Genomic DNA, 14,673 nt, shown 5'->3' on the forward strand with positions numbered 1-14,673 from the left:
GAGCGCAGTGGTTCCGCCCCCTCCGTCACGCTGCGCGTGCCACCTCCCCCTGGCGGGGGAGGATTGAAACGCCTCGCTCGCCTGAATGTCGATACGACCTAGGCTCGGTGAGACGGACAGGCCCCACCCCCAACCCCTCCCCTGAAGGGGAGGGGCTAGGAAACGGGGCAACCGCTTCCCACCATCCCCGGCCACTCAGCGTCCCAGCCGAACGCGTGACCCAGCGGCTCGACTGGTCCCTCCACATGCGCAGAGGAAAAGAAGCGGGACCCCGGGTCGAGCCCGGGGTGACGGAGGAACCGGCTGACGGCCATCTCCGATCCGCCGCCTCTTGGCCCCCGGGGGTCACCCCACCACGTTATCCCTGGCAAAGTAGGATTTGTTCTGCTTTCGTTCGATCGTGCACGACCAGCAGGATCCTCGCGCGGTGCCGCCGCTCTCCGGTTTGACGGATCCCACGTGCGCGCGTGAGACATGTCAACATCGTCAATCGGCTTGTCGCCGGGAATGGCGGAAATCAGCGCAAATCGGCGCTTTTCGATGCCAACCGAAAGGTTGGATATCATCGGCGCCAACCTTTCGGTTGGCGGTCGCCTCCAGAACCGCCTCGCCGCCGGGAACGGGGTTGCCCCGGCCGGACGGCGCGAACCTGGTCGGTCAGCGCCGGCACTCAGACGTAATGCGGCTCGCCGCGCTCGCGCAGTTCCTCGTAATGGACGAGCGCGGGCTCCGGCCCGAGCGGCACGGGCTCGCCGTCCCGGAACGCCCATTCGCCGCGGTCGCAATCCGCCGCGCGGACATAGCCGTTGATGTAGAGCCGGCGCTGGTGGTCCGAGCGGTTGGTCCCCGAGCCGTGCACCAGATAGGGGTTCCAGAGCGCGAGATCGCCCGGCGCCAGGTCGAGGTCGATCACATCGGCGGACGAGAGCCCCACGCTCTCCAGCACGTCGTCGGCCATCGCGTTGCCGAGCACTTCGGTATCGGTGTCGAGGTCGAGATCGCCGGCGAGATGGCTGCGCGGGATGAAGCGCATCCCGCCCGACCGCGGGTTGTGCGGATCGATCGCGAGGCCGGTCTGGACATAGGAGGTGCCGAGATTGCGATAGCATTCGTCCGGCTTGCGGAAGCGCGAATCCTGGTGCCAGGCGAAGTCGCCCATCCCGCCCGGCGCCTTCCAGTGGAGCTGGTTGATGATCTGCTTGACGTCGCCGCCGATCAGCGGGCGCAGCATCGCCGCGAAGCGCGGATCGAGCCGCACGCGGTCGAGCACGGGCTGGTGGTAGGACGGCCATTGCACCATCCGCACCAGCGGTTCGCCGCCTGGCCGCGGGGCGACATTGTAGAAGAGGTTGCCGTGGCGGAAGCTGCGGCCGTGCGCGACGCCCTCGGCATGGATCTGGTCGATCGCCGCGCCGATCTCGACGACTTCCTGCGCGTCGAAGAAACCGCGCAGCACGGCATAGCCGTCGCGCCGGAACTTGGCGGCATAATCGGCGCCCTCGGCGCCGCTACGCAGCCCAGGCTGTTCGAAACCCACCATTTTCCTCCACGTCCGGACATTATGATCCTGGCCCGTTCACCCTGGCCGCGGCAAGAAGCGTGCGCGCCGTCCATAATGCCCTGCGGCTATGGCACGCGTCCACGCCGCTTGAGCAGGCGGCCCACGCCTTCGTGGCGCTCCGGCATCTCGCGCCCGCATTCGCGCTCGAGCTTGTCGCGGATCGCGATCAGTTCCTTCTCGCTCAGATGCTCGATGCCGATGAACTCGTTGCGGCCATGGTCGAGCGCGCGGATCAGTTCGTCGAGTTTGGCCTGGATCGCCGCGGCGTCTCGATTCTGCGCGTTCTGGATCAGGAACACCATCAGGAAGGTGACGATGGTCGTGCCGGTGTTGATCACCAATTGCCACGTGTCCGACCAGGCGAAGAGCGGGCCGCTGATCCCCCAGACCAGCACGATCGAGAAGGCGATCGCGAAGGCTGCCGGCCTGCCTGCCCATCCTGCAACTGCTTGTGCGAACCGCTCGAAGACGCCGCGCATGCCAATCCTCTCGATTTCGGCACGCATGGTAGCGAGGGATCGGGCGCCGGTCATCAGCCCGCGGTGCGACGGGAAGCGGCGGGCCCGCAGGCTGCGAAGGGAAACCGCGCACCGAAACGCAAAAGGGGACCGGCATTGCTGCCAGTCCCCATGTCACCGGACTTCAGCCTCTCATCCCGAAGGACCCGTGGCCTGGTTTCGGCGGCATGCTCCACTCGCGCCGGCAAGGGCATGCGAGCTTCGCGTCGGTCACCGAGGCCGGCTGATCCTCCCATATCCGGAGACATGGGCTTCCTTTCCGGCCATCGGCGGCCCGCTTCATGACCTCGCCCGGAGGCGGAACCATAAAGCCTTGCTGGATGCGGTTTCCCGATCGATCCATCGGCTTCGGCTTTCGCTTGCGCGTCGGCCACCGCCTTGGGTTTCTCTCTTCGAGACGATCCCTCCGCCGATCTGCCGCTTGCGCGGGCCCATCGCCTTCGGTTTCGTCCATCAGGGGGATCCTTCGCCTCGACCGGCGCTTTCGCGCGAGCTCCGGCACCCAGTTCCACCCGGCTTCGGCGTCTCTCGAAATCGCCGCGACGCTTGCGCACCGCCTTGATCCCGATCGCTACCGATGCTTTCGCATCCCCGTCTCGTTCCAGCGCGGTTTCCCGAAGGCACCATCGCTCGTTCGAGCCGTGTAAGTTGTTGATCCTGCTTTGGTTTCCCGCTGCCGAACCGCCTTCCTTACAAGACTGATGCTGTCATCGATCGCGAGTCGCTCAAAGCGCGAAATGGGAGTCCGAGCCTGTGGATAACGTGAATAACGGGGACAGATGGCGGCTAGAGCGGGCCCGGCGTCCATCCGGGCGCGGCAAGCTCGAAGCCGGCGAATTCGAAGCCGGGGACGACCACGCAGCTCACCAGCGCCCAGCCGGAGCGTGCCTCGGTCGATTGCCAGCGATTCGCCGGCACCAGGCATTGGGGCGCATAGCCGCGCGCCACGTCGCCGCCAAGCCGGATCGTCGCGATCGTGCCGTCTTCCTGCTCGACCAGCACGTCGAGCGGCGATCCTGCATGCCAGAGCCACAGCTCCGCGGCGTCGACGCGGTGCCAGTGCGAGCGCTGGCCTTCCTCGAGCAGGAAATGGATCGCCGTCCCGGCCGAGCGCGCGCCCTCCACCCCTTCGGCGCGCCAGGTTTCGCGGTACCAACCGCCCTCTGGGTGCGGTGAAAGGTTGAGCGCGTCGATGATCGTTCGTGCCGCGTTCATGTCTAAAACCCCAACCTCAGATGAGCGGAACGTAGTTTTATGTTCATGAAACTTCGCCTCGCCGCGGAACGTTTCGCTACCGGTTTCTGCAACTAGAATCGATATATGGGAGTGAATCATGCGTAAGTTCATTGTCGCGCTCAGCGCGGTCGCGGTGGCGATCCCCACCGCAGTTGCCCTTCCGACCGGCAAGGCCGAGGCCAAGTCCTATGACTATGGCGCCGGCTACAGCGCCGATCAGCGCCGTCGCTATGCCTATCGCGAATGGCGCGGCCGCGACGGCCGCCGCTATTGCCGCAAGCCCGACGGCACCACCGGCCTGGTCATCGGCGGCGTCGCCGGTGCGCTGGTCGGCCGCAGCATCGATACCAGCGGCGATCGCGCCGCCGGCACCCTGATCGGCGCCGCCGCCGGCGCGCTCGTCGGCCGTGAGGTCGAGCGCAGCAACAGCCGTCGTCGCTGCCGCTAAGGGCTGAACAGACGCACGCGGAGCATTAACCTTGGCGCTGTACAAGCGCCGCCATGCTCCGCGTGCTCATCCTCTCGACGCTCTTTCCCGATGCCACGCGTCCCAATTTCGGCATCTTCGTGGAACGCCAGTCGCTCGCACTCGCCGAGCGATCCGGCGTGGAACTCCGGATCGTCGCCCCGCGCGGCCTTCCCCCCGCCCCGCTCGACCGCCTTTCCCGCTATCGCGGCCTCGCCGGGCTTCCCGAGCAGGAGGACTGGAAGGGGCTCCAGGTCCGCCGTCCCCGCTTCCCCAACTATCCCGGCACCGGCGGCCGCTTCCACGCGCGCGCGCTCGCCGACGCAGTGACGCCGCTGCTCCGCGAGATCCGCCGCGACTTCGCCTTCGACGTGATCAACGCCGAATTCTTCTTCCCCGACGGCGTCGCCGCAGTCGAGCTCGGTCGCCGCTTCGGCGTGCCCGTATCGATCAAGGCGCGCGGATCGGACATCCACGATTGGGGCCGCAAGCCGGTGACGGCCGAGCAGATCCGCACCGCCGCGCATGCCGCCGACGGGCTGCTGGCAGTCTCCGAGGCGATGCGCGACGACATGACCGCGCTCGGCCTCCCCGGCGCGCGCACCGAATGCATCGTCACCGGGGTGGACTTCGCGCGCTTCGCGCTCGGCGATCGGGCCGGAGCCAAGGCCGCGCTCGGCGTGAGCGGGCCGCTGGTCCTTTCGGTCGGCGCGCTGATCCCGCTCAAGGGCCATCAGATCGTGATCGACGCGGTGGCGGCGATGCCCGGCGTCCAGCTCTGGATCGCCGGCGAGGGCCCGTACCGGAGCCAGCTCGCCGAGCAGATCGCCCGGCTCGGTCTCGGCGATCGCGTGCGTCTGCTCGGTTCGGTGCCGCATGCCGAACTCCCGCGCCTCCTCGCCGCGGCCGACGCGATGGCGCTCGCCTCCGAGCGCGAAGGCCTCGCCAATGCCTGGCTCGAGGCGCTCGCCAGCGGCACGCCGGTAGTGATCCCCGATGTCGGCGGCGCACGGCAGGTCGTGCGCAGCGACACCGGCGGCCATATCGTCGCGCGGACCCCAGCGGCTTTCGCAAATGCGCTCAACGGCTTGATCGCCGCGCCTCGCGATCCCGCGGCGGTCCGCGCCACTGTCGAGCCCTTCACCTGGGCCGCCAACAGCGAGCGCCTCCACGCCTTTCTCCAGCGCCTCGTGGACGAACATCGGCGCATGGCCGCCTGACTCCTCGGGGGCGCAGGCGGAACGACTGGCCCCGCGCACCGTTGACGCGCTTCGGAGCGGGCCACGGAGAGAGCAGATGGCTGACTATGACCGCAAACCCACGATCATCGGCCGCGACGCCGACGCCGCCGATGATGCGGATCTGATCGGACAGCTCGCCCGGCCCCCCGGAAGCGACGGGGCCAATGTCGGCGGCACCGGGCCGCTGGAATGCGACGAGCTCGAAATCGTCTTCGAGCGGGAGGACTCGCAGGACACGCACCATTGACCCGGCAAGGACACAGCTTCGCGATCCTGCGTTGACTCACCCGGCGGTGATTGTGACACTGATGTCACGAAGCGCGGAGGATCTCGATGGCGGGCAAGAAGAAGAAGGACGACAAGGGTGCGGCCGGCAAGGGCTCGTTCCTTCCCAAGAGCATCGCGGGCGTGAAGCTCCCCAAGACCGTGCGCGGCAAGCTGGCCGAGCTCGCCAAGCACCCGCTCGTCGCCGACATCCTCGCCGCCGGGCTCGTCGCCATCGCCGCGAAGCTCAAGAGCGAGCCTGCCGTGCAGAAGGGCGCGGCCAAGGCTGCGGATAAAGCGGGGGACGCGGCGCAGAGCGTCGCCCAGGCCGCTGCCGACGTGGCAACCGCGGTCGCCGAGCCTGCCACCAAGCGCACCCGCAAGGCTCCTGCCGCGGCGCCCAAGGCGGAAGCTGCCGAAAGCGCGGCCAAGCCCGTGGCTCGCCGCGCGCGCAAGCCGGCTGCGAGCCCGGCGCCCGCTCCCACCGCGCGGACGCGCAAGGCACCCGCGGCGGCTGCCACGGCGGACGCTGCCAAGCCGCCCGTGCGGCGCACGCGCAAGGCAGCGGAAAGCACCGCCGCCAAACCGCGCGCGACGCGTCGTGCGGCCCCGAAGACGCCCAAGAAGCCCTCGCCTCCCAAATCGACCGAATAGTCCGCCGCGGGGCGCGATCACTTGCCCGTGAAGCGCACCGCGAAATAGGCGACCGTGCCGCCGGCCGGCGAAGGCACCATCGCGACGAGCACGCCGTGCCCGTCGCGCGTGCGCCAGGCCTGGGCGAGCTTCTTGCCGGGATCGGCGCCGGGCAACGCCACCGAAGCGGCGCCGCGCTGGCGCGCGATATTGTCGATGCGCTTGGCGACCGCGACCCAGGGGAGGCCCTTGCCGACCTTGAACAGGCGTTCGCCTTCCACGGTGAGCGTGCCCTTCGACACGTCCTGCGCCAGCGCATGCAGCGCCTGCCGCTCGGCCGCGCTCGCGCCCGGCTGCGCGCCCGCAGGCGCAGGGAGCGATGCGAGGTCGAACCCGCGCGCCAGGCCCAGAAAGGCTAACAGACTCAAGAGCGCCGCTTTCAGCAAGGGATGTCCTTCGGGGCCAGCTTGCCCCCTTTGCGCAGGGAGCTCAACTCTCAGCGCGATGCCGGCCCGACCGTGAAGGCCTCGGCGCCGCCGGTGTCGGCGAGGGTGCGCAGCGGGACCTCCATCGTCGGCCCTTCGGTGTCGTGCCCTTCGCCCACGTTCATGTTGGTGCTCCACGGATTGCGCACCGATACCATCCACTCGCCGTCGGCGTTCTTGTGGATGCCCTCGACCGTATAGACGTGGTTGTCGACCAGGCCGTCCTGCGTGCCTTCGTTGCCGCGGATGCGGTCCCAGAAACTGCGGTTCTCGGGCACGGTCCAGAGCGTCACCGGGCGACCGTTGGACAATGCCGCGTCGACCTGTCCCGCCATCCGGTCGAGCGCCGAATTCTCGCTCTCGAAGAAGCCCTCGGAATAGCGGATCTCGTCGCCGCGATCGCCGGTGATCGCCTGCATCGCGTCCTGCGGCCAGCCGCCGTTCGCGATCGCTTCATAGCCCTCGGCAAGCCCGTCCGCCGGGTTGCCGTCATGGATCTTGGCATAAGCGGTCTCGGCGACCGCGGGCCAGATCGGGCCGTCGAGCCCCGTATTGTCGGCGGTCGAGCCGCCCTGCCGCGCGAGATTGTCCTCGAGTTCGGCCTGGGTGACCTGCACCGATTGCGGATTGCCGTTCTCGTCGTGGAGCTGGACCGTGAAGTTGCCGTTCTGCGCGTCGAAGCTGATCATGTTGCGGATCGCGTCGGGCTGCTGCTGCGCCACTGCGCCCAGGGTCGCGACGAAATAGCAGTCGCCGAGCGCGTCCTGGCGGATGTCCGCCGCCTGTGGCCCCTTGGCGCCATAGAGGTCGGCGGCGTCGAAGCGGACCTCGGCGGGCTTGGCACCGCCGCCCGCCCCGTCGATCGGGATGCGGAACCCTGGGACCGAGACCGAGCTGCCCGCGAGCAGCGAATCCAGGTTGAAGCGACTTGCGACGCCCATCGCGGCGCCTGCGGCCTCGATCATGCCGACTCTCCCATTATCGCACGGAGCTATGCCCCGCGCGTGTCGCGCCCGCGATAATCGGATCGATTATGGCGCGCGCCGCCCGCGGACGGCATCTCCGGCCCATCCGATCGAAGGACGGCGCGCTATGCAGGTAAACAGAGCAGCCCACCCTACGGCGTCGACTCCCCCGTCGACCCCGCCTTCGGCGTCCAGCAGGGGCGCCGAGGCCTATCGTTCGGACTGGCAGTCGCCGAGCGTCACGCCGGCGCTGCACACGACGCCATCGGTTTCCCCTTCCCCCCGGACCGATGGCGTCGACTCGTTTCAGCAGCGCGCCGCGAACGACCAGGGCGCCGCCGTCCCGTTCGCCCCCGGCACGCGCAACGCCTCCGACGCCCAGCCGACGCATCTCGCGACTTTGTCGCCCGTCACCGCCACCGCCGCTTCCTCGGAGCCGCGCCTCGCCGCCAACGACGCGCCCGACCTGAACCAGGTCCATACCAACGCGCTGCTCGCCAAGGACGTCTACAACGACGTGCCCAGCCCGCCCGCGGGCTATCGCGCCGCCGGCGCCACCGATCTCGCCCGGCTCGGGCTCACCGCCGAGATGCTCGAGCAGCCCGGGGAAAGCAGCTTCCGCGCGCGCGTCTATGTGAGCGGCGAAGCCGGCCAGGAGCGCTACACCGTCGTCTTCCGCGGTAGCCAATCCGGCGACGACTGGAAGAGCAACGCCCAGCAGGGCCTCGGCCTGAACTCGACGCACTATGCCAATGCGCTCGAGATCGGGAAGAAGCTCGCGCGCACCGACGCCGACGTGACCCTGGTCGGGCATTCGCTCGGCGGCGGGCTCGCGGCGGAGGCGGCGATCGCGTCAGGCCGCCCGGCCGACACCTTCAATGCCGCCGGCCTGCACCAGAACACGATCGATCAGGCCCGGGCAGTCGCGCAGGCCAATGACAGGGGCCTCTCCTCGATCAACAATTATCGCGTCCCCGGCGAGATATTGACCACGCTGCAAGAAGGCGGCGACCGCGCGATCGGCGCCGGGATCGGCGGGCTGATCAGCGGTGGCAGCGGCGCGATCCTCGGCGGGGCGGTGCTCGACCTGCCCGAGGCGGTCGGCACGCAGCACGACCTGCCCAATGTCCGTCCCGAAGGCGCGCATTGGTGGGATTCGATCAACCCGGTCGATCGCCACAGCATGGACTGGGTGCTCGCCGGAACCGCGGCACAAGCCGGCCGCTGAGCCATTGACGCGCCGGGTATGATCGGCAGAGGATGCGGCGTGTGCGCAACTTCCTCCTGTTTGCCCCAGCGCTCGCGTTCATGACGATGGGCTGCGAGAACGACGCCCGCGCCGACTGCTTCGCGCAGGGCACCGAGCTGCCGACGCGCCGCGACACGCTGACCGACCAAAGGCTGGGCGCCGCCGCGCGCGACTTCGCCGAGGCTTTGTTCGACGGCGATCTCGGACGCGCCGGCCAGTTGCTGCAAGGCGATCCCGGGCTCGCGCGGCGGCGCGTGGGCGCGCATTACGACATGCTGTCGGTCGCGCTCGCGACGTGCCGCGCCGACGCGGTCGACCTGGTGATCCGCGGCGGGGCGCCGCTCGACGGCGTCGAGGACAAGGGGCTGCCGCTCCGGCTCGCGCTGCGGGCGAAGGATCCTGCCTTCGCGCACCGCCTGCTGGAGGCGGGCGCCAGCCCCAATCCCAAGGGCAATCCGAGCGGGCCGCTGCGCACCGCGATCGCGCTCAACTCGCTCGGCGCGGTGCGCATGCTGCTCGACTTCCGCGCCGACTCGAACGTGATGGAGGCGACGGGCAACCGCCCGCTCCACACCGCGCTCGACATGGAGCATTTCCGTATCGCCGAGCTGCTGCTCGATCGCGGCGCCGACCCCTGGGCGATCGACAGCGGCGGCGCCAACCTCGGCACCGCCGCGACCACGCCAATGCTCACCAACGCGGCCGCGGAGGCCGAGGCGCAGCACCGGCTGGCGGAGCGGCTCAAGCGTCTCGGCTGGCCCGAACCGGCGCCCTCCTTTCGCGAAGTACGCGCGGCGGCGGCGTCGGGTCGATGGCCGCCGGCAGGCGCTGCGGGCGCAAAGCCGGTGCCGCCAGAGGTACTCGCGCTGATCAAGGCGAATGCTGCGCGCTAATCCTTTCTCCGTCATCCCCGCGAAAGCGGGGACCCATCTCCCAGACGCGCCGCGCATACGGCAGCTGTCATATTGCCGGGACAGTGCACGAGATGGGCCCCCGCTTTCGCGGGGGTGACGGGTATGAGTCAGCCCAATCCGGCCTCGGTCGAGAGACTCCCCAGCGCCACCCCCGCATCCCGAAGCTGCGCCTCGAGAGCGCGTAGCGTGCCGTCATAAGGCGGCCCGCCATTCCCGAGCAGCAATGCCACGTCGAGCGTCCCCGCGGCATTGCGCACCAGCCGTGCGCCGGTGGCGGGCCAGGCGCGGTCGCCGAAGGTGACGGTGACTTCCTTGGTCCCCTTGCCGTTCTCGCGCGTCCAGAGATCGGCGAGCAGCTGCGCGAACGCGCCGGGATCGACATGCGCGGCGGGCATTGCCGGCATCGCCATCGGCTGGGGCTGGGCATGGCCGGCAAAGCCGAACAGCCCGTCCTGCCGCTCGCGCGCCTCGCGCTCCTGGCGCAGCGCGGTCTCGCGCGAATCGCCGAAGGCCTCGCGCTGCTGGACGATCGCCTCGCCGCGACGCTCGGGCTGGACCAGCCCCTTCATCGGCTTTTCGCGCACGGTGCCGGCGGGCTGCTCCTTCGCCTGGAGTTGCGCCTTCGCCTTTCCCAAAGCCTCGTTCATCGCCCGGATATCGGCGGGGGCGGGCTGGGCGCGGCCCTGGGCCGGACCCTGGGCCGGCTGGCGCACCGGCTGCGCGTTGGGGGAACTGACGCGGGTCATGATCGCCTCCTTGCCTCCGCATTGTCGAGCGCGGTGCGCTCCTCCTGCCGGCGCGCCCATCGGCGCAACGCCTGCCCGGCATGCTCGACCAGCCGGTCGTGCCGCGCCCGCGCGAGGATCATCGCCTTGCGCCGCTCGGCCTCGGCCTCGCCGGTCAGCCGCTCGGCCTCGCGCGCGTCGTTGAGCGCGCTGCGCGCCACCGAGCGCCGGAAATGGCTGCGATCGACCACCGCGAGCAGCCGCTCCGCCTCGGCCGGATCGGTCGCCAGGCTCGCGCGCGCCTCGGTCATCGCGGCATCCGCGACGTCGGCTGCGGCGTCGGCTGCGGCGCGCTCGCGCTCGGCCGCAGCGGTGGCTTCGCGCGCCTCGGCAAGCGCGAGCGCCGCGCTCTGCATCCGCACCGCGCGCAGCCGGACCAGCGCCCGCGTCTGAAGCTGCTGGTCGCGCGCGTCCATCAGCCGGCAACTCCGCGCAGCAGCATCAGCGAGGTCGTGAAGTCCTCGGGTCGGTTCGCGTCCTGCCGCAACAGCGCGTCTATCTCGGGCTTGGCGGCGATGGCGCGATCGGCGAGCGGATCGGCACCCGACCGATATTCGCCGACTTGGACGAGGAACTCGATCTCGGCATGCTTGGCGAGCAAGGCGCGCACCCGCGTCGCCGCCTCGCGATGCACGGGCTCGGCGAGCCGGGGGAAGAGGCGGCTGAGGCTGCCGAGCACGTCGATCGCGGGATAATGGCCCGCCGCGCCAAGCTTCCGGGAAAGGACGATGTGCCCGTCGAGGATCGAGCGGACTTCCTCACCGATCGGGTCGTCGCCTTCCTCATCCTCGATCAGCACGGTGTAGATGCCCGTGATCGATCCGGTCGCGTCGTTGCCGGCGCGCTCGAACAGCCGCGGCAGCTCGGCGAAGACCGAGGGCGGGAAGCCGCGCCGCACCGGCGGCTCGCCCGCCGCCAGCCCGATCTCGCGAAGCGCCCGGGCGAAGCGCGTCACCGAATCCATCAGCAGCAGCACGTTGCGACCTTCGCTGCGGAAACCTTCGGCAATGGCGGTGGCATGATGCGCCGCGCGCACCCGCTCCATCGCCGCGCGATCCGAGGTCGCGCAGACGATCACCGAGCGCGCGAGTCCTTCCTCGCCCAGCGAATCCTCGATGAACTCGCGCACTTCGCGGCCACGCTCGCCGATCAGCCCGATGACGATCACGTCGGCCTGGGCAAAGCGCGCGAGCATGCCGAGCAGGGTCGACTTGCCACCGCCCGCCATCGCGAACACGCCGAGCCGCTGCCCCTGCCCCACCGTGAGCAACGTATCGATCGCGCGCACCCCGGTGGGCAGCGGCGCGTCGATCAGCGCGCGCTCCATCGGCTGCGGCGCGGGGGCGTGGAGCGGGCGTCGCTGGAGCCCGGGCGGCAGTTCGCCCTTGCCGTCGATCGGGCGGCCGCGCCCGTCGAGCACGCGGCCGAGCAACCCCTCGCCCCAGGGCACATTATCCTCGCCGCTGCGCACGATCACCTCGGCATCGACCGAGAGCCCGCGCACGTCGCCGAGCGGGGTGAGGATCGTCGCCTGTCCCGCGATACCCACGACCTCGACCGGCACCACGCGCCCGGTCGAAGGCTCGATCACTTCGCAGAAATCGCCGACGCGCGGCGCGATCCCGGTCACCTTGAGCGTCGTGCCGAGCACTTCGACCAGCCGCCCGCGCCGCTCGACCGTGGGGCTGCGCTGGAGCCCGGCGAGCAACTGGTCGATGGTGCTGGCGGAACCGTCAGGCATCGAGCGCCTCGCCCCACATGCGCGCGATCTGCGCGAGCTGGGTGTCGAGCCCGGCATGGGTGCGCCCGAGCGCGGTCTCGATCACGCAATCCTGCGCGCCGAGCATTGGATCGGCCTCGACGCTCAGCCCGGCACGCCCGTCGAGCCGCGTGCGCACCATCTCGAGCGCGGCCGGGGCGACGCGGACCACCGCGACGCTGTCGGGCGCGAGCTGCGCCGCCGCGCGTTCGGCGAGTCCCGCCACCATCGCGCCATGGTCGAGCTCGCCCGCGATCCGCCGCACCACTTCGAGCGCCAGCCGCGCAATATCCTTCTGGCGTTCGCGCTGCAGCTCGCCGTCGCGCAGCGCGATGCGGAAGAGCTCGGCCTGCCGCTCGCTTTCGGCCGCGGCCAGCCCCTCCACGCGCCCGGCGGCGAAGCCCTCGGCCCGGGCATTCTCGCGCGCAGTGTCGATCGCGTCGCCCGCCCCGGCTCGCAGCCGGCCCGCCTCGGCGAGCAAGGCGAGCGCGTCCTGCACGCGGCCGACATCGTCCGCGGGCACCAGGGGATCGTCGGTGAGCGCGGTCGCCAGCCGATCGGCGTGCAGCACGAGGAAACTCATTCGCGCGCCGCCTCGACCGCCGCGGCGACGAAGGCGTCGAGCGCGTCGCGCGGGCACGACAGCGCCAGATGGTCCGCGCGCCACGGGAGATAGCCGCGCAGCGCCATCGGCAATTGCTCGCGCAGCAGCGAGAAGCCGTAGATCTCGAGATCGCCCGGCTCGAGCCGCCGCGCAGGCGCCGCGGGCATCGCCGGGATCGTCGCGATCGCCCAGTCGAGCAGATCCTCGCCCGCGACCTCGGCCAACCCGCCCAGCCAGGCGCCGTCGATCGATCCGGCCAGCGTGTCCCCCATCCACAGCAACGCGACGCGCAATGCGAGCTTGTGCTGCGCGGCGGCGGGCAGGCGGAGCCAGCCGGGCGCGCTCGGCAGATCGGTGAAGCAGGCGACCGGATCGTCGCAGCCGCTCAGGTGCTTCAGCAACAGGGCGGCACGGCGATGTCCCGGCCCGCCCTCGACCGCGACGAGATCGTTGCCGATCGCCGCGAGCGTCGCGCGCTGCTCGGCCGCCCTCATGCGCCGCCCTCGCGCCGCGCGACCGCGGCCCGCCGTTGCTGCCAGCGCCGCAAGCTCGGATAGCCGAGCGCGGCGATGAGCAGGACCAATCCGGCGATCGCGATGCCGAGCAGATTGGCGTTGAGCACGGCCTCGCCGTCCTTGCGCGCCACCGTCGGCAGCGGCTGGGCGGGGAAGGTCTCGACCGAGACATTCTCATATTTGAGGCCCTGGACCGAATTGACGATCAGCGCCTTCACCTTGCCGATCTGCGTCTCGATATTGGTGCCCGGGCGGTATTTGATGAACACCGATGCCGAGGCGGGCTGGCCCGTTTCCGCGAGCGGCTGGGTGTCGGGCAGGACGAGGTGGACGCGCGCCTGCACCACGCCGTCGATCTCCGAGATGGTGTGCGACAGCTCCTGGCTCATGCCATAGACCAATCGCGCCTTCTCCTCGGTGGGCGAGGAGACCAGCCCCTCGCGCTTGAACACCGTTCCCAGCGAGGCGAATTCCTCGCGCGGATAGCCCTGGGCATGGAGCACTTCGACCGCGCGGCTGAAATCGCCCTCGTCGGTCAGCAGCGTCCAGCCGGCCTCGCCATTCTCCTTCTTGGTCGCACCGATCCCGGCGCTCTGAAGCACCGCGATCATCTCGTTGGCCTGCGTCTCGGTGAGCTTCGAATAGAGCTCCGCCCGGCCGCAGGCGGCGAGCAGCAGGCAGAGCCCGATCAGCGCCGGGCGCAGGTTGCGGGCAAACTTGCCCATGTCAGTTCTCCACGTGTGGGCCCGCCAAAGCGGACCTCACGATTGCTGCCGGAACAGCTGCTGGATGCCGTCCGAGGTGCGGTTGGCGATGTTCGAGGTCAGCTGGCAGTGGAACATGAACTCGTGGCACTTCATGGTCAGGTCGACCACTTCGCCCGGAGTCATCTCCGAACCGCTGGCCTGCGCCGCCTTGGCGTATTCGGACACGCTCTTGGCCTCGCCGTTGACGCGCTCGATCTGCGAGAACATCGCCTGCATCGCCGGGCCGAGCGCATCCGCCCCGCCGACCCCGCTAAAGCCCGCCGCGGAGAGCGAGCCCTGGAAGCTGGTGACGTCGGAGAGCGAGGCGTTCGGGCTCGCCTGGACGATGTCGGGCGGCGTGGGGGCGAAGGCGGAACTCGCCATGGCCCCCGCGATTGCTTCGATCGACATGGCCGCCGTCAGTTCTTGCGGGCCATGGTCTCGAGCGCCTTGCCGACGCTGTCGATCGAGCTCGACGAGCTGTTCGCCATGAACGACATCCGCATCGATTCGGCGGTCAGCTTGGTGATCTGCGAGGGATTGTCGCTGCCGTTGTTGCCGACTTCGTTCGACATCGCCTCGATCCGCGTCGCCTGCTTGTCGAGCGTCTGGCCCCATGCGTCGGCCAGCGCCTCGAACCAGGTGCCCGGCGCCGAGCCCTTGCTCATCCGGTTGCCGGTCAACGGCGAGAGCGAGATGTTGGTGAGCCCGGTGGTGACGGTATTCGACATG

Annotated in this window: 19 protein-coding genes; 6 read left to right on the forward strand and 13 right to left on the reverse strand. The window is 69.9% G+C overall.

Annotation, left to right across the window (positions count from 1 at the left end; all coding sequences use genetic code 11):
* Positions 1–670: 670 nt before the first annotated feature.
* The 3 genes from MT490_RS09715 to MT490_RS09725 all read right to left on the reverse strand — a co-directional run bounded on the left by MT490_RS09715 (position 671) and on the right by MT490_RS09725 (position 3,294).
* Positions 671–1,540 carry a phytanoyl-CoA dioxygenase family protein gene (locus tag MT490_RS09715; RefSeq protein ID WP_297386579.1) on the reverse strand — a complete coding sequence of 290 codons (870 nt, stop codon included), beginning with the start codon at positions 1,538–1,540 and terminating at the stop codon, positions 671–673.
* An 86-nt stretch (positions 1,541–1,626) separates the two neighbouring features.
* Entirely contained in the window at positions 1,627–2,040 is a 414-nt protein-coding gene (locus tag MT490_RS09720; RefSeq protein ID WP_297386582.1) for a low affinity iron permease family protein, read from the reverse strand.
* An 825-nt stretch (positions 2,041–2,865) separates the two neighbouring features.
* Entirely contained in the window at positions 2,866–3,294 is a 429-nt protein-coding gene (locus tag MT490_RS09725; RefSeq protein WP_297386585.1) for a cupin domain-containing protein, read from the reverse strand.
* A gap of 118 nt (positions 3,295–3,412) precedes the next feature.
* Here MT490_RS09725 and MT490_RS09730 point away from each other — a divergent pair, with 118 nt between their 5' ends.
* From MT490_RS09730 to MT490_RS09745, 4 genes are all read left to right on the forward strand, one after another.
* Positions 3,413–3,763, forward strand: a complete 351-nt coding sequence (locus MT490_RS09730; RefSeq protein WP_297386587.1) for a glycine zipper 2TM domain-containing protein — start codon at positions 3,413–3,415, stop codon at positions 3,761–3,763.
* A 53-nt stretch (positions 3,764–3,816) separates the two neighbouring features.
* Entirely contained in the window at positions 3,817–5,001 is a 1,185-nt protein-coding gene (locus tag MT490_RS09735; RefSeq protein ID WP_297386590.1) for a glycosyltransferase, read from the forward strand.
* A gap of 76 nt (positions 5,002–5,077) precedes the next feature.
* A complete protein-coding gene (locus MT490_RS09740) occupies positions 5,078–5,269 on the forward strand; it encodes a hypothetical protein (protein WP_297386593.1) in 192 nt (63 codons plus the stop codon).
* Between the two features lie 86 nt (positions 5,270–5,355).
* Positions 5,356–5,940, forward strand: a complete 585-nt coding sequence (locus MT490_RS09745; protein ID WP_297386596.1) for a hypothetical protein — start codon at positions 5,356–5,358, stop codon at positions 5,938–5,940.
* Between the two features lie 17 nt (positions 5,941–5,957).
* Here MT490_RS09745 and MT490_RS09750 read toward each other — a convergent pair whose 3' ends face one another.
* The gene (locus tag MT490_RS09750; protein ID WP_297386598.1) at positions 5,958–6,347 is read right to left on the reverse strand and encodes a hypothetical protein; all 390 of its coding nucleotides are present in this window, start codon (positions 6,345–6,347) and stop codon (positions 5,958–5,960) included.
* Positions 6,348–6,415: 68 nt separating this feature from the next.
* Entirely contained in the window at positions 6,416–7,369 is a 954-nt protein-coding gene (locus tag MT490_RS09755) for a C2 family cysteine protease (RefSeq protein ID WP_297386602.1), read from the reverse strand.
* Positions 7,370–7,496: 127 nt separating this feature from the next.
* Here MT490_RS09755 and MT490_RS09760 point away from each other — a divergent pair, with 127 nt between their 5' ends.
* Together MT490_RS09760 and MT490_RS09765 are read left to right on the forward strand one after the other, a co-directional pair.
* Positions 7,497–8,597, forward strand: a complete 1,101-nt coding sequence (locus tag MT490_RS09760; protein ID WP_297386604.1) for a hypothetical protein — start codon at positions 7,497–7,499, stop codon at positions 8,595–8,597.
* 41 nt (positions 8,598–8,638) lie between these two features.
* Positions 8,639–9,511, forward strand: coding sequence for an ankyrin repeat domain-containing protein (locus tag MT490_RS09765; protein ID WP_297386607.1), 873 nt, complete (start codon positions 8,639–8,641; stop codon positions 9,509–9,511).
* Positions 9,512–9,639: 128 nt separating this feature from the next.
* On the opposite strand, the gene MT490_RS09770 is transcribed toward MT490_RS09765, so the two are convergent.
* The 8 genes from MT490_RS09770 to MT490_RS09805 are packed head-to-tail and all read right to left on the reverse strand — an operon-like array spanning position 9,640 to position 14,672.
* Positions 9,640–10,278, reverse strand: coding sequence for a hypothetical protein (locus MT490_RS09770; protein WP_297386610.1), 639 nt, complete (start codon positions 10,276–10,278; stop codon positions 9,640–9,642).
* Positions 10,275–10,733, reverse strand: coding sequence for a hypothetical protein (locus MT490_RS09775; protein WP_297386613.1), 459 nt, complete (start codon positions 10,731–10,733; stop codon positions 10,275–10,277). The genes MT490_RS09770 and MT490_RS09775 overlap by 4 nt, the downstream gene beginning before the upstream one ends.
* A complete protein-coding gene (locus tag MT490_RS09780; RefSeq protein WP_297386616.1) occupies positions 10,733–12,058 on the reverse strand; it encodes a FliI/YscN family ATPase in 1,326 nt (441 codons plus the stop codon). Before MT490_RS09780 ends, MT490_RS09775 begins: the two co-directional genes overlap by 1 nt.
* Complete coding sequence (locus MT490_RS09785; protein WP_297386619.1) at positions 12,051–12,659, reverse strand: FliH/SctL family protein; 609 nt, start codon at positions 12,657–12,659, stop codon at positions 12,051–12,053. The genes MT490_RS09780 and MT490_RS09785 overlap by 8 nt, the downstream gene beginning before the upstream one ends.
* The gene (locus MT490_RS09790; protein ID WP_297386622.1) at positions 12,656–13,174 is read right to left on the reverse strand and encodes a hypothetical protein; all 519 of its coding nucleotides are present in this window, start codon (positions 13,172–13,174) and stop codon (positions 12,656–12,658) included. Before MT490_RS09790 ends, MT490_RS09785 begins: the two co-directional genes overlap by 4 nt.
* Positions 13,171–13,920, reverse strand: coding sequence for a type III secretion system inner membrane ring lipoprotein SctJ (sctJ, locus tag MT490_RS09795; RefSeq protein WP_297386624.1), 750 nt, complete (start codon positions 13,918–13,920; stop codon positions 13,171–13,173). The genes MT490_RS09790 and sctJ overlap by 4 nt, the downstream gene beginning before the upstream one ends.
* Positions 13,921–13,956: 36 nt before the next feature.
* A complete protein-coding gene (locus MT490_RS09800; RefSeq protein WP_297386627.1) occupies positions 13,957–14,352 on the reverse strand; it encodes a hypothetical protein in 396 nt (131 codons plus the stop codon).
* Positions 14,353–14,360: 8 nt separating this feature from the next.
* Positions 14,361–14,672, reverse strand: coding sequence for a hypothetical protein (locus tag MT490_RS09805; RefSeq protein WP_297386631.1), 312 nt, complete (start codon positions 14,670–14,672; stop codon positions 14,361–14,363).
* Position 14,673: the final 1 nt, after the last annotated feature.

Origin of the sequence: Sphingomonas sp., from assembly GCF_026460985.1 — a bacterium.
GTDB lineage: Bacteria > Pseudomonadota > Alphaproteobacteria > Sphingomonadales > Sphingomonadaceae > Sphingomonas.

Excerpts from the sequence above, each read along its gene's own strand:
- MT490_RS09715 (WP_297386579.1), bottom strand. The coding sequence starts at position 1,540 with ATGGTGGGTTTCGAACAGCCTGGGCTGCGTAGCGGCGCCGAGGGCGCC.
- MT490_RS09720 (WP_297386582.1), bottom strand. The coding sequence starts at position 2,040 with ATGCGCGGCGTCTTCGAGCGGTTCGCACAAGCAGTTGCAGGATGGGCA.
- MT490_RS09725 (WP_297386585.1), bottom strand. The coding sequence starts at position 3,294 with ATGAACGCGGCACGAACGATCATCGACGCGCTCAACCTTTCACCGCAC.
- MT490_RS09730 (WP_297386587.1), top strand. The coding sequence starts at position 3,413 with ATGCGTAAGTTCATTGTCGCGCTCAGCGCGGTCGCGGTGGCGATCCCC.
- MT490_RS09735 (WP_297386590.1), top strand. The coding sequence starts at position 3,817 with ATGCTCCGCGTGCTCATCCTCTCGACGCTCTTTCCCGATGCCACGCGT.
- MT490_RS09740 (WP_297386593.1), top strand. The coding sequence starts at position 5,078 with ATGGCTGACTATGACCGCAAACCCACGATCATCGGCCGCGACGCCGAC.
- MT490_RS09745 (WP_297386596.1), top strand. The coding sequence starts at position 5,356 with ATGGCGGGCAAGAAGAAGAAGGACGACAAGGGTGCGGCCGGCAAGGGC.
- MT490_RS09755 (WP_297386602.1), bottom strand. The coding sequence starts at position 7,369 with ATGATCGAGGCCGCAGGCGCCGCGATGGGCGTCGCAAGTCGCTTCAAC.
- MT490_RS09760 (WP_297386604.1), top strand. The coding sequence starts at position 7,497 with ATGCAGGTAAACAGAGCAGCCCACCCTACGGCGTCGACTCCCCCGTCG.
- MT490_RS09770 (WP_297386610.1), bottom strand. The coding sequence starts at position 10,278 with ATGACCCGCGTCAGTTCCCCCAACGCGCAGCCGGTGCGCCAGCCGGCC.
- MT490_RS09775 (WP_297386613.1), bottom strand. The coding sequence starts at position 10,733 with ATGGACGCGCGCGACCAGCAGCTTCAGACGCGGGCGCTGGTCCGGCTG.
- MT490_RS09780 (WP_297386616.1), bottom strand. The coding sequence starts at position 12,058 with ATGCCTGACGGTTCCGCCAGCACCATCGACCAGTTGCTCGCCGGGCTC.
- MT490_RS09785 (WP_297386619.1), bottom strand. The coding sequence starts at position 12,659 with ATGAGTTTCCTCGTGCTGCACGCCGATCGGCTGGCGACCGCGCTCACC.
- MT490_RS09790 (WP_297386622.1), bottom strand. The coding sequence starts at position 13,174 with ATGAGGGCGGCCGAGCAGCGCGCGACGCTCGCGGCGATCGGCAACGAT.
- sctJ (WP_297386624.1), bottom strand. The coding sequence starts at position 13,920 with ATGGGCAAGTTTGCCCGCAACCTGCGCCCGGCGCTGATCGGGCTCTGC.
- MT490_RS09800 (WP_297386627.1), bottom strand. The coding sequence starts at position 14,352 with ATGTCGATCGAAGCAATCGCGGGGGCCATGGCGAGTTCCGCCTTCGCC.
- MT490_RS09805 (WP_297386631.1), bottom strand. The coding sequence starts at position 14,672 with ATGTCGAATACCGTCACCACCGGGCTCACCAACATCTCGCTCTCGCCG.